General features: G+C 68.6%; 11 protein-coding genes. 3 read left to right on the plus strand and 8 right to left on the minus strand.

Annotation, left to right across the window (positions count from 1 at the left end):
* Nucleotides 1-18: 18 nt before the first annotated feature.
* Both N0B51_RS01795 and N0B51_RS01800 read right to left on the minus strand, forming a co-directional pair.
* Nucleotides 19-2,154, minus strand: coding sequence for a M13 family metallopeptidase (locus N0B51_RS01795; RefSeq protein ID WP_259960471.1), 2,136 nt, complete (start codon nt 2,152-2,154; stop codon nt 19-21).
* A 173-nt stretch (nt 2,155-2,327) separates the two neighbouring features.
* Nucleotides 2,328-4,157, minus strand: a complete 1,830-nt coding sequence (locus N0B51_RS01800) for an ABC transporter transmembrane domain-containing protein (RefSeq protein WP_259960472.1) — start codon at nt 4,155-4,157, stop codon at nt 2,328-2,330.
* A 158-nt stretch (nt 4,158-4,315) separates the two neighbouring features.
* On the opposite strand from N0B51_RS01800, the gene N0B51_RS01805 reads away from it, so the two are divergent.
* Nucleotides 4,316-5,560, plus strand: coding sequence for a polyhydroxyalkanoate depolymerase (locus tag N0B51_RS01805; RefSeq protein ID WP_259960473.1), 1,245 nt, complete (start codon nt 4,316-4,318; stop codon nt 5,558-5,560).
* On the opposite strand, the gene N0B51_RS01810 is transcribed toward N0B51_RS01805, so the two are convergent.
* A complete protein-coding gene (locus tag N0B51_RS01810) occupies nt 5,557-6,159 on the minus strand; it encodes a DUF4126 domain-containing protein (RefSeq protein ID WP_259960474.1) in 603 nt (200 codons plus the stop codon). The genes N0B51_RS01805 and N0B51_RS01810 overlap by 4 nt on opposite strands.
* A 26-nt stretch (nt 6,160-6,185) precedes the next feature.
* Nucleotides 6,186-7,472, minus strand: coding sequence for an acyl-CoA dehydrogenase family protein (locus N0B51_RS01815; RefSeq protein ID WP_259960475.1), 1,287 nt, complete (start codon nt 7,470-7,472; stop codon nt 6,186-6,188).
* Nucleotides 7,473-7,555: 83 nt separating this feature from the next.
* On the opposite strand from N0B51_RS01815, the gene N0B51_RS01820 reads away from it, so the two are divergent.
* Nucleotides 7,556-8,632, plus strand: coding sequence for a phosphotransferase family protein (locus N0B51_RS01820; RefSeq protein ID WP_259960476.1), 1,077 nt, complete (start codon nt 7,556-7,558; stop codon nt 8,630-8,632).
* Nucleotides 8,629-8,955, plus strand: coding sequence for a DUF6285 domain-containing protein (locus N0B51_RS01825; protein ID WP_259960477.1), 327 nt, complete (start codon nt 8,629-8,631; stop codon nt 8,953-8,955). The genes N0B51_RS01820 and N0B51_RS01825 overlap by 4 nt, the downstream gene beginning before the upstream one ends.
* Here N0B51_RS01825 and N0B51_RS01830 read toward each other — a convergent pair.
* From N0B51_RS01830 to N0B51_RS01845, 4 genes are all read right to left on the minus strand, one after another.
* On the minus strand, nt 8,952-10,130 hold the full coding sequence (locus N0B51_RS01830) for an acetyl-CoA C-acyltransferase (protein WP_259960478.1): 1,179 nt from the start codon (nt 10,128-10,130) through the stop codon (nt 8,952-8,954). The two genes, N0B51_RS01825 and N0B51_RS01830, sit on opposite strands and share 4 nt — an antisense overlap.
* A gap of 51 nt (nt 10,131-10,181) precedes the next feature.
* Complete coding sequence (locus N0B51_RS01835) at nt 10,182-10,631, minus strand: MaoC family dehydratase (RefSeq protein ID WP_259960479.1); 450 nt, start codon at nt 10,629-10,631, stop codon at nt 10,182-10,184.
* A 63-nt stretch (nt 10,632-10,694) separates the two neighbouring features.
* Nucleotides 10,695-12,089, minus strand: coding sequence for a putative O-glycosylation ligase, exosortase A system-associated (locus N0B51_RS01840; protein ID WP_259960480.1), 1,395 nt, complete (start codon nt 12,087-12,089; stop codon nt 10,695-10,697).
* The gene (locus N0B51_RS01845) at nt 12,086-12,217 is read right to left on the minus strand and encodes a hypothetical protein (protein ID WP_259960481.1); all 132 of its coding nucleotides are present in this window, start codon (nt 12,215-12,217) and stop codon (nt 12,086-12,088) included. Before N0B51_RS01845 ends, N0B51_RS01840 begins: the two co-directional genes overlap by 4 nt.
* Nucleotides 12,218-12,247: the final 30 nt, after the last annotated feature.

Below are 12,247 nucleotides of genomic sequence, written 5' to 3' on the forward strand. Positions count from 1 at the left end.
CCATCATCCGAAAAATGCCTACCAGATGCGTATCCGCTTCTCCGGCGCAAGGTACAGCGCATCGTCGGGGGTAACCCCGAATGCCTTGTACCATTCGTCGAAATTGCGAACGATCCCGTTGACCCGGTACTGCTCGGGGCTGTGCGGATCGGTGCGCAGGCGCTGCCGCGCGGCGTCGTCGCGCTGCTGCGAGCGCCACACCTGCGCCCAGGCGAGGAAGAACCGCTGGTCGCCGGTCAGTCCGTCGATCACCGGCGCCGGCTTGCCGCCGAGCGACATGTGATAGGCGCGGTAGGCGATCGACAGGCCGCCGAGGTCGCCGATGTTCTCGCCCAGCGTCAGCTTGCCGTTGACGCAGGTTTCCCCGTCGTCGAGCGGGCAGAACGCGTTGTACTGCTCGACCAGCGCGCCGGCCAGCTTCTCGAAGGCAGCGCGGTCGGCATCGCTCCACCAGTTGCGCAGCATCCCGGTCCCGTCGCTCTTCGAGCCCTGGTCGTCGAACCCGTGGCCCATCTCGTGACCGATCACCGCGCCGATCCCGCCGTAATTCACCGCCGGGTCGGCGGTGAGGCCGAAGAACGGCTGCTGGAGGATGCCGGCGGGAAACACGATCTCGTTCTTCGTCGAGTTGTAATAGGCGTTCACCGTCTGGGGCAGCATGCCCCACTCGGTACGGTCGATCGGCCCGCCGAGCTTGGACAGCATGTCGGCGTATTCCCATTTCGCGGCCGCCATGCGGTTGGCGAGCGCCGCTCCGGGAACGATGTCGAGGCCCTCATAAGTCTCGAGATTGTCGCGATAGCCGATCTTCGGGTCGAACGCGGCGAGCTTGGCGAGGGCTTCCTTCTTGGTGTCCGGCCCCATCCAGGTGTTCTCCCGGATGCTGGCACCCAGCGACTTGCGCAGGTTTTCGACGAGGTCGACCATCGCCGCCTTGTTCGCGGGCGGGAAGTAGCGTTCGACGTAGGACGCGCCGACGAGTTCGCCGAGCAGGTTCTCGTCCTCGGCGATCGCGCGCTTCCAGCGGGGGCGCTGCTGCGGCGTGCCGTTGAGCGTCTTGCCGTAGAAATCGAACTGCGCCTGGTCGATCGCGCCGGGAAGCACCGCCGCGTTCGCACTTAGGAAGCCCTTGGCGGTCCACGCCTGGAGAACCTCCACCGGGGTCGCCCGCAGAAGCGCCATCATCGCCGGCGTGCCGCCGCCAATCTTGGTCAGCGTCGTCGTGCCGAGGCCCAGGCTGGCGGCCCGCTCCGCGCTGGGGGGAAGGTCGCCGACGATGTAGCGATCGGTCCCGGCAAGGCCGGCCGAGGCGAGAAGCGCGGCGGTCGGGAACGCGGGATCGATCGCGGACAGCTGTTCGGGCGTCATGGCATTGTACGTCAGGTCGCGGTTGCGCCGGGTGGCGCGATCCCACGACACCTTGCGTGCGATCTGATCCTCGAACGCGTAGACCTTCTGCGCCATTCCGGCAGCATCGGCGTAGCCAGCCTGGCCGAGCAGGAACGCGAGATAATCGCGATACTTGGCCTGGATCGCCCGGCCCTTGTCGCTGTCGTCGAGGTAATAGTCGCGGTCGGGCAGGCCCAGGCCGCCCGAGCCGACGTAGACCGAATAGCGGGTCGGCTCCTTCGCATCGACCGAGACATAGCCGCCGAGCGGCGACGGGTAGCCTACCCCGCCCCACAGCGTCGCGAGGCCCGCCAGGGTATCGGCCCCGCCGATCGCGTCGAGATAGGGCCGCGCGGGCGCGAGGCCCGCCGCGTCGATCGCGGCAGCGTCGAGGAACGACTGGTAGACGTCGACGATCCGGCGCTCGTCAGAGGTCAGCGTCGCGGGGTCGCGAGCGACCAGTTCGTCGACGAGCGCCTTGACGTCGCGGGTCGACTTTTCGGCAAGCAGGTTGAAGGCGCCGAAACGGCTGAACTCGGGTGGCAGGGGGTTCGCCTCGAGCCACTTGCGGTTGGCGTAGCCGAAGAAGTCGTCGCCGGGATCGATCGAGGCATCGAGGCCGGCGGGATCGAAGCCCCATTCGCCGAAGCTCATGGTCGGCGTCGCCGCCTCAGCGGCAGGGCCGGAGGCATCCTGCGCGGCGGCAGGGGCGGCGATGGCGAGCGCCAGAGCGCTGGCGCCGGCGGCGAGAATTCTGTCGATCATGAAGGTCCCTCGGAAAGTCTCACGGACGCGGGGTCGCTCCGCGCGCTGGCGCACGCCAAGCGATTTGCGGCTCGCTAGTCCATGTCGTTGGTCGACACGGGTGTTGCCTTGATGGATTACAGCGGCTTAGGCTGCGATGAACGCCCGCACTGGCGGCCGGACAGGATCGCGCCTCAGGCCGCTTCGTGCGCGCCGAATTGGAGCGCGGCGAGGCGGGCATAGAGCCCGCCGCCCGCCGCCAGCACGCCGTGGCTCCCCTGCTCGACGATGCGGCCTTCGTCCATCACCACGATCCGGTCCGCCGCGCGCACGGTGGCGAGCCGGTGCGCGATGACGAGCGTCGTGCGGTCCTTCATCAGCCGGTCGAGCGCGTCCTGGACCAGGCGCTCGCTTTCCGCGTCGAGCGCGCTGGTCGCCTCGTCGAGGAGAAGGATGGGCGCGTCGCGCAGCAGTGCGCGGGCAATCGCGACGCGTTGCCGCTGGCCGCCCGACAGCTGGGTGCCGTTTTCGCCAAGAAACGTGTCGAGACCGTCGGGCAACTCGCGCAGGAAGCGTTCGGCGTTGGCCGCGCGGGCCGCCTCCCAGATCTCGTCGTCGGTCGCGTCCCAGTTGCCGTAGCGCAGGTTGTCGCGCGCATCGGCGCTGAACAGCACGCCTTCCTGCGGCACGAACGCGATCCGCTGGCGGATCTCGGCAGGATCGGCGCTGGTGAGCGGCACCCCGTCGATGCGGATGGTGCCCGCCTGCGGATCGTAGAACCGCTCGGCCAGCTGGAAGATGGTCGACTTGCCGGCCCCCGAGGGGCCGACGATCGCGACTGTCTCGCCCGGCTGAACCTCGAGCGTGAAATCGCGCAGCGCCGGGCTTTCGAGGCGCGTGGGATAACGGAAGCTGACGTTGCGGAAGCTCAGCGAACCGCGCGGCGGCACCGGAAGCGCCTCCGGCCGCGCGGGAGCCGCGATGGCGGGCTCCTCGTGCAGCAGTTCGGCCAGCCGGCTGGCTGCGCCCGCGCCGCGCAGGAGGTCGCCGTAAACCTCGGTGAGCGCGCCGAATGCGCCCGCAACGAGGCCCGCGGTCAGGACCACCGCGGCGATCGTGCCGCCCGAGATCTCTCCGCTCGCCACCCCCACCGCGCCGCGCCAGAGCAGCAGCACGATCGCTCCGAAGACGATCATGATAACCAGCGCGGTCATCGCCGCGCGGATCACGATCCGCCGGCGGGCCGTGGCGAACGTTGCTTCGACCGCGGCGTCGAAGCGCGCCCGCTCGCGGCCTTCCTGGTTGAACGCCTGGACGATCTTCATCGCGCCCAGCACCTCGGTCACCATCGCGCCAATGTCGGCGACGCGGTCCTGGCTCGACCGGGAAACGTTGCGCAGCCGCCGGCCGAAGACGGTGATCGGGATCACCACCGCGGGGATGATCAGGACCATCCACATGGTCAGCGTCGGAACCAGGGTGAACAGGTAGATCGTGCCGCCGATCGCCATCAGCACGTTGCGCAGCGCCACTGAGACGGTGGTGCCGACGACCTGCTCGATCAGCGTTGTGTCGCTGGTCATCCGGCTGGAGATTTCCTTCGGGCTGTTCTCTTCATAGAAGCCCGGGGCGAGCCGAAGGAGGTTCGCCTGCACCTTTTCGCGAATGTCGGCGACGACGCGTTCGCCGAGCCAGCTGACGAAGTAAAACCGCATCGCGGTCCCCAGGCCGAGGATCACCACGACGCCGAACAGCAGCCGCACCGCGTGCTCGATCCCGGCAATGTCGCCGCCCTGCGAAAAGCCGCGGTCAATCAGGACCTTGAAATAGGCCGGGATCGCAAGCGTCGCCGCGGCGGTTATCGCCAGCGCGACCAGGGCCAGCGCGACCTGGGTTGGATAGTGCAGCGCCTGGCGCCAGATCATCAGCAGCGGGCGAATGCTGCGCGCCTTCGGGGCGCGTTCGGCCGGGACCTCGATCCCGCTGTCGGCAACGGGCGTTTCGGCGGGGGTGCTCGCATCCATCGCGGCGGACATAGGCAAGCGGGAAGGGGAAATCCACAGAGGTTGGCGCCGTTCGGACCGAATCGACGGGTTGTGCGTTGCACAACGAAACGAATACGGGCAGGTTGCCCGGCCTAACCGCCCGCCAGAGGCGTTTTTCCAGCAGGGGACGACCGGGTTTGCTTTACCACGCATACGAATTGCAGCGCGCATGGCTCGGCGGAGTCAGCGCCTGGGCCTCGATCGGTGCCGAACTGATGTCCAACCCGGCGATGCCGATGGGCTACATGGGTCTTGGCCCCTATGCCGCGAGCGCGCTCGAGGTGTTCGCCCACGCGACCCAGCCGCGCGGCAAGCCGGCCTTCAACATCGACAGCGTCGAAGTCGGCGGAACCACGCAAGCGGTGACCGAGGCCATCGTGCGAAGCCGGCCGTTCGGCGACCTCAGGCGGTTCACCCGCGAGGGATTGGCCGAAGGCGCGCCCAGGGTCCTGCTCGTCGCCCCGATGAGCGGCCATTACGCGACCCTGCTGCGCGGCACGGTCGAACGGATGGTCGAGACGTGCGAGGTCTACATCACCGACTGGGCCGACGCGAAGATGGTTCCGGCCCGCGCGGGCCGCTTCGACCTTGACGACTACATCGACTACCTGGTCGATTTCCTCGCCTTCATCGGCGAGGGCACGCACATGATCGCGGTGTGCCAGCCATCGGTCCCCGCGCTCGCCGCGACCGCGGTGATGAACGCCGCCAGGCATCCCGCGCGCCCCGCCACGCTGACCATGATGGGCGGCCCGATCGACACCCGCCGCTCGCCGACGACGGTCAACGACATGGCGATGGAGCGGCCGATCGAGTGGTTCCGGCACAACGTGATCGCCACCGTGCCGATGCAGTATGCCGGGTCGGGCCGGCGGGTCTATCCGGGGTTCCTCCAGCTCGCCGGGTTCATGAGCATGAACCTCGGCAACCACATGATGAGCCACTACGAGATGTTCAAACACCTCACCGTTGGCGACGAGGCGAGCGCGGACGCGACCAAGGCGTTCTACGACGAATACCGCAGCGTCTGCGACATGACCGCCGAATTCTACCTGCAGACTGTCGAGGAGGTGTTCCAGAAACACTCGCTGCCCAACGGCACCTTCGTCCACCGCGGCGCGCGGGTCGACCTCGGCGCGATCCGCGACACCGCGATCCTCGCGGTCGAGGGCGAACGCGACGACATCTCGGGGATCGGCCAGACCAGGGCCGCGCTCGACCTTGCGACCGGACTCGCGAAGTCGAAGAAGGAATACCTCCTCGCGGAGGGCGCCGGCCACTACGGCATCTTCAACGGCAGCCGCTGGCGCGACCGGATCGCCCCGCAGGTGGAGGCGTTCATCGAGCGCCACGGCGCGCGCAGGCTGCGGGCGGCGGCCTAGGCGGGCGGCGCAGGGCGTCCGCGCGCGAAGAGCTTGCGGAGCGCCCGGCGCGCGATGACCAGCAACCAAGCGGTGAGCGCGATCAGCACGGCCGCGATCCCGACGGCCGCGTACGGGTATTCGTAAGCGGCCCACAGGAGGCCGGCGGTGGCAACGTCCTCGACCGACGAGACGGCAATGTTGCTGAACGGCTCGGGGCTCGCGTTCACCACAGCGCGCGAACCGGCCTTGCCGGCGTGCGCCGCGAGTGCCGCGCCGCCGCCGAGCATGAACGCGAGCGCCTGGAACGCCGGATCGCCCGGATCGACGATGGCAAGCGCGAGCAACGCCCCGCCGACCGGCCGCACGAACGTGTGGACCGCGTCCCATGCACTATCGAGCCAGGCGACCTTGTCGGCGAAGAACTCGGCCAGCGCGGCGATCGCCGCCACGCCCATGACCCACGGGTTCGCCAGCGCGTCGAGCGCGGCGAGATGTTCGGGCACCGGCAATGCCTCGAGCCGCATCGCCAGTCCCGTGGCGAAGATCGCCAGGTAGAGCCGCCATCCCGCCAGCAGGCTGACGCTGCCTGCGATACCAAGAATTTCGACGATGCCCATCGTGCAACTCCCGCGTGATCAGGTGTTCACCCGAACTTGCTCTTCCTGGGGCCAAGATAGCCGAACAGGTAGGCCGCCACCTTGCGCATCTGGATCTCCTCGGCCCCTTCGGTGATCCGGTACCGGCGGTGGTGCCGGTAGATGTGCTCGAACGGCTTGTGCCGCGAATAGCCGATGCCGCCGTGGACCTGCATCGCGCGGTCGGCCGCCTCGCAGACCAGCCGGTTCGCCCAGTAGTTACACATACTGATCCGGTCGGAGATCGTCCGCTCGATCTCCTCGTGCGGCATATTGTCCATCTCCCACGCGGTCTTGTAGATCAGCAGCCGCAGCATTTCGCACTGGGTGGCGAGTTCGACGAGCGGAAACTGGATCGCCTGGTTCTTCGCCAGCTCCTCGCCGAAGGGCTTGCGCTCGCGCGCGTACCTGACGCTCTCCTCGACGCAGTACTGCGCCGCGCCGAGGCTCGATGCCGCCTGGCGGATGCGGTTCTGGTGCACGAAGCTCTGCGCCAGCGCGAGGCCGCGCCCTTCCTCGCCAAGGATCGCCGCGTCGGGCACCCAGACGTTCGTCAGGCTCAGCCGCGGGTGATCGGTCGGCATGTTGAAGGTCCACATCCACTCCTCGATCTTCAGGCCGGGCGTGGGGTTGGGGACGAGGAAGCAGGTGATCCCGCGCGCCTCGCCGTCGGCCCCGCCCGTGCGGGCGAACGTCGCGCAATGGGTGGCGACGTGCATGCCGGTGATCCACATCTTCTCGCCGTCGATCCGCCAGCCGGGGACACCGCCGCGCGCCTCGGGCACCGCGCGGGTTTCCATCCAGGTGGCGTCGGAGCCGTGGCCGGGCTCGGTCAGGCCGAACGCGACGCGGCGGGTGCCCTTGAACCCGCCGAGGATGAATTCCGCCTTCTGCTCCGCGGTGCCGAACGTGTCGAACATCGCCACGAAGGGAAAGTTGCCGACGATCGAGTGTTCGTTCTGCAGGTCGTTGTGGAGGCCCAGGCCGCGCTGCGCGAAGCGGTCGCGAATCACCGCCATCCAGAGGTTGGAGCCGTCCCTTCCGCCATATTGCTCCGGGGCCGAGAAGCGCCAGTGGCCGGCCGCGTCGGCCGCCTTGCGCGCCTGGCGCAGCAGGTCCTCCCACTCGGGCCGGGGCAGGCCGCCCGCCTCCCAGTCGGTGCGCGCGTGCTCGCGGCGGTGATCGAAGAAGCGGACGTTGTCGTCCTTCGCGACCAGCGGTTCGATCTCGGCCTCGATGAACGCCTCGAGCTCGGCGTAATAGGCCTCGAGGTCGGCGGGAATCGTGAAATCCATGCGCGTGTCTCTCCCCGCCCGCGTCGTGCCGCGCGCGCGGCGATTGCGCAACCGGAAGCGGTCGGGCAATCTCGCCGATACCGATGGCGGCCTCCGCGAAACAACCGATCACCAGCCTTGGCGGCGCCGGCGCGGCGGAGGTCGACGTCGACGCACTGCGGGACGATCTCGAACGGGCGGCGCGCGATGCCGGGCTGGCAAACGCGCGGATCGCGGGCCTGGCAAAGCTCGGCGGGGGTGCCAGCAAGCAGTTGTGGGCCTTCGACCTCGAAGTGCCCGGGGCATCATCCCGCCCGCTCGTCCTGCGGCGCAACCCGCCCGGCGCGGGGCAGTCAGGGCAGGCGCTCGGCAGCGTGGCGGCCGAGGCCCAGCTGATCCGGCTCGCCGGGGACGCGGGCGTTCCGGTGCCCGGCATCGCCTTTGTCGTGCCCGCTGGTTCGCCAGTGGGTGATGGTTACGCGATGGACCGGCTTGCAGGCGAAACGCTCGGCCCGCGCGTGGTGCGCCTGCTCGAACTCGCCGAGGCTCGCGCCGGCATGGCACGCCGTTGCGGCGAGGTTCTCGCGCGGCTGCACGCGGTGCCCGCACCGGACCTGCCGGAACTCGAGGTGCGGAGCGCGGGCGCAGCGCTTGCCGGGCTCGAGCGCCGGTATCGCGACACCGGACAACCGCGCCCGGTCTTCGAATATGCGCTGCGCTGGCTGAAGGAGCGACTGCCCGACCGAGGCGACCTGCGCCTGCTCCACGGCGACTTTCGCACCGGCAACCTTCTGGTCGGGCCGGAGGGCATCCGCGCCGTTCTCGACTGGGAGCTGGCGCACGTCGGCGCGCCCGCGAGCGACCTCGCGTGGCTCTGCGTGCCCAGCTGGCGATTCCAGCGGCCGGACCTGCCGGTGGGCGGATTCGGTGAGCGCGAGGACCTGATCGCGGGGTACGAGGAAGCGGGCGGCACAGCGGTCGACCGCGACGAGCTCTACGCGTGGGAGGTGTTCCAGACGATGAACTGGGGCACGATGTGCGCGGGCGCGGCGCGCGCGTTCATGGACGGCGCGCGGTCGGTCGAAGGCGCGGTGATCGCGCGGCGCGCGTCGGAAACCGAGTTCGACCTGATGCGGATGCTCGCGCCCGGTCATCCGGCCTGGCAGGAGGCGGCCGGATGAGTGCCGATCCGCCCGCCCGGCTGATCGTCAGCGAAGTGCGCGCCGCGCTGGAACGCGGCCTCGCACCCGGTTTCGCGCAGAAGGTCGCGGCCAATGCGCTCGGCATCGCCCAGCGCGAACTCGAACGCGCCGCGCCTGCCGGCGCCGAAGATATGCAGGAACTGGCCGACCGGATCCGCGGGGCCGCGGTTCTAGACGATGCGCTGATCGGGAAGCTGATCGAACTGGCGATCGCCCGGATGGAGATCGACCAGCCGACCTATCCCCCGTTCCGCGCCTGGAAGGACGCGGCAGGGGACGGAGCCGGCTGGCGAGTCCCCTAGAGGACTTCGAACAGCCCCGCGGCGCCCATGCCGCCGCCGACGCACATCGTCACGACGACGTACTTCTCGCCCCGGCGCTTGCCCTCGCGCAGCGCGTGGCCGACGCAGCGCGCGCCGGTCATGCCGTAGGGGTGGCCGATCGAGATCGAGCCGCCGTTGACGTTCAGCCGGTCGTTGTCGATGCCGAGCTTGTCGCGGCAGTAGAGCACCTGCACCGCGAACGCCTCGTTCAGTTCCCACAGGCCGATGTCGTCGACCTTGAGGTCGAACCGGTCGAGCAGCTTGGGGATCGCGAAGATCGGGCCGATGCCCATCTCGTCGGGCTCGGTGCCGGCGACCGCCATGCCGACGTAGCGGCCGAGCGGCGACAGCCCCTTCTTCGCCGCGACGCCCGCTTCCATCACCACCACCGCGGCCGAACCGTCCGACAACTGGCTGGCGTTGCCCGCGGTGATCGAGCCGCCCGGGATAACCGGCTGGAGGCCCGCCAGCCCTTCGAGGGTTGTCGAGGGACGGTTGCCCTCATCCTGCCTGAGCGTGACTTCCTTGTCGGAAACCTCGCCGGTTTCCTTGTTCTGCACCTTCATCGTGCGGGTCACCTCGACGATCTCGTCGTCGAAGATGCCGTTCTGCTGCGCGGCGGCGGTGCGCTGCTGGCTCTGCAGCGCGTATTCGTCCTGCGCCTCGCGGCTGATGCCATAGCGGTTGGCGACCGTCTCCGCGGTCTGCAGCATCGGCATGTAGATCGCGCCATGAATCGCCAGAAGCTCGGGATCGGGCATGACCCGCATTTCCTTGGTCTGGACGAGGCTGATCGACTCCTGTCCGCCGGCAGCGACGATGTCCATGCGGTCGATCACGACCTGCTTGGCGGCGGTAGCGATGCTCATCAGGCCGCTCGAGCACTGGCGGTCGATGGTCATCCCGCTGGTGCCGATCGGGCACCCGGCGCGCAGCGCGACCTGGCGCGCGAGATTGCCGGCCTGCGCGCCCTGCTGAAGCGCGGCACCCCACAGCACGTCGTCGACCTCGCCCGGGTCGATCCCGGCACGCTCCATCGCAGGGGCAAGGCTCAGCGCGCCAAGCGTCGCGCCGGGAGTGGCGTTGAACGCGCCGCGATAGGCCTTGCCGATCGGAGTGCGCGCGGTCGAAACGATGACGGCATCACGAGACATAATGATTTCCTGACTTCTGGTGGGTTGATCCGGTCCCGGGGAGGCGCTGGGTCAAACGAAGAACTGGCTGATCCATTCGGCGATCAGGGCGGGCTTGTCCTCGCCCTCGATCTCGATGGTGGTTTCCATGGTTTCCTGCCACTGGCCCGGGCGCTTCTCGACGAGTTCGAGGAGCTTGAAATGCCCGCGCACGCGCTTGCCCGAGCGCACGGGAGCAAGGAAGCGGACCTTGTTGCCGCCGTAGTTGACGCCCATCTTCACCCCGTCGGGGCGCGGGCAGTCGGACTTGGCGCGCAGCATCGGGATCAGCGACAGCGTGAGGAAGCCGTGCGCGATGGTGCCGCCGAACGGCGTCATCCTGGCTTTTTCCTCATCGATGTGGATGAACTGGTGATCGCCCGTCGCATCGGCGAACTGGTTGATCCGCTCCTGGCTGACCTCGACCCATTCGCTCTTGCCGATCGTCTCGCCGACCTTGGCCTGCAGTTCCTGCGGGGTCATGCGCCTCTCCTTTGCAACTTGCCGCTAACGTAAAGCAGCCCGCCTCATGGCGCATGTGAGGCCTCAGCGCAACGGCGTAGCTCCCGCCGTTACGGCCTCGCCTGCCGACGGAGTTCGCGCCGCGGGGCGATGCCGCTTGCGCTGCGGGGGCGACTCGGCAAGCCGGCACCACGTCCACAGCGCGCACTGCACCCCGATCAGCGTGAGCACGAACGGCTGGTAGGCGATGCCCTGGAACAGCGAACCGACGAGGTAGATCGCCTGCGCGAACTGCAGCGCCACCGCGAGCGGGGCCTGCCACTGCTGGTCCACCCGCGACCGCCCCTTCCAGCGGCGGCGGATCCGTTCCATCTGCCACAGCCCCAGAAGGTGGATCCAGAGCCACAGGCCCAGCCCCGGCCAGCCCTGCTCGCCGAGCATCTCGAACACCGCCGAGTGATAGGCCCGTGCCTGGTCGGTGTGATCCTCGTAGCGGACGGAAGTGTTCCCTTCGCCGTGGGTGGTGCGGACCGGAACCTTGTAGGTGAACTTGTTGCCCCGATAGGCGTCGAACCCGCCGCCCATCGGGTGGTTGTTGGCATAGTCGATGGTCCATTCCCACACCGCCACGCGGGTCGAGGCCGAGGTATCGGCGTCGGTATTCTCCAGCGTCGACATTCGCGCGTACCAGCTGCTCGGCACGAACGGCAGCGCGAGCAGCCCGAGCGCGGCGGCCCCGAAGACGTAGAGAAATCGCCGTTTCACATCGCGCAGCATCAGCACCGCGAGCACCGCGATGCACAGCAGGCCGGTGCGTGCCTCGGTCCCGATCGGGATCAGCAGGCAGGCGAAGATCAGCGCGTAGGCGAACCACTTCACCCGCCAGTCGGGCGGGAACACGGTGCCGTGCTTCATCGCCCACAGGATGAGCGGGATGATCGCGATCGCGACCGTGGCGATGGTCGAACTTTCGTACATCCCTGTGTTGTTCTGGACGAACAGGTGAAGCACGCCGTACCCGCCGCCGCCGGTCGCCGTCTTGATCCCGCCGTCGATCACGATCGCCCCGGCGGTGAGCACCATCGTCAGGATCGCCGCCTCGATCCGCAGCCGCGTGGTGAGCGTGAGGGGGAGGAAGATCGCGAACACCAGCGCCTTCCATACCCAGTCCCACTTGTGCGCCGCTTCCACCGGGAAATCGGCGTTCATCGTCGTGACGAAACACCAGGCAAGCAGGACCGTGAGCAGCGCCTGGCGCAGGCCGAACCGCGCGCCGTGCTTGGAATCGGCGAGCAGCCAGCCGCCGAATGCCGCGCAGAACGCGATCAGCGAGACGGGAATCGCCGAGACGAAGCGCCAGCCGATGTCCTGCGGGGCGAGCGTGTCGATGTAGATGTAGGCGAGCACCCAGACGAACGGCCGCCGCAGGCCGAGCAGCAGCAGGGCGACGATGAAGCCGAGAAGCGCAAGGTCGGTCATCGGCCCGCGTCTCCCTCACCCGATGCTGGCGGCGCCGGATCGCGGTCGAGATCGTCGCGGCTCATCAGCCGCACGACCATGAGCAGCAAGAGGCCGTGCGACAGCGCGAGGGCGAACAGGTCGATCATCTGGGCGGGTTCGCGCCTACAGCACCGCGG

Source organism: Tsuneonella litorea (assembly GCF_025154015.1).
GTDB classification, from domain to species: Bacteria; Pseudomonadota; Alphaproteobacteria; order Sphingomonadales; family Sphingomonadaceae; genus Tsuneonella; species Tsuneonella litorea.

Excerpts from the sequence above, each read along its gene's own strand:
- N0B51_RS01840 (WP_259960480.1), bottom strand. The coding sequence starts at position 12,089 with ATGACCGACCTTGCGCTTCTCGGCTTCATCGTCGCCCTGCTGCTGCTC.
- N0B51_RS01815 (WP_259960475.1), bottom strand. The coding sequence starts at position 7,472 with ATGGATTTCACGATTCCCGCCGACCTCGAGGCCTATTACGCCGAGCTC.
- N0B51_RS01795 (WP_259960471.1), bottom strand. The coding sequence starts at position 2,154 with ATGATCGACAGAATTCTCGCCGCCGGCGCCAGCGCTCTGGCGCTCGCC.
- N0B51_RS01800 (WP_259960472.1), bottom strand. The coding sequence starts at position 4,157 with ATGGATGCGAGCACCCCCGCCGAAACGCCCGTTGCCGACAGCGGGATC.
- N0B51_RS01825 (WP_259960477.1), top strand. The coding sequence starts at position 8,629 with ATGAGTGCCGATCCGCCCGCCCGGCTGATCGTCAGCGAAGTGCGCGCC.
- N0B51_RS01820 (WP_259960476.1), top strand. The coding sequence starts at position 7,556 with ATGGCGGCCTCCGCGAAACAACCGATCACCAGCCTTGGCGGCGCCGGC.
- N0B51_RS01810 (WP_259960474.1), bottom strand. The coding sequence starts at position 6,159 with ATGGGCATCGTCGAAATTCTTGGTATCGCAGGCAGCGTCAGCCTGCTG.
- N0B51_RS01845 (WP_259960481.1), bottom strand. The coding sequence starts at position 12,217 with ATGATCGACCTGTTCGCCCTCGCGCTGTCGCACGGCCTCTTGCTGCTC.
- N0B51_RS01835 (WP_259960479.1), bottom strand. The coding sequence starts at position 10,631 with ATGACCCCGCAGGAACTGCAGGCCAAGGTCGGCGAGACGATCGGCAAG.
- N0B51_RS01830 (WP_259960478.1), bottom strand. The coding sequence starts at position 10,130 with ATGTCTCGTGATGCCGTCATCGTTTCGACCGCGCGCACTCCGATCGGC.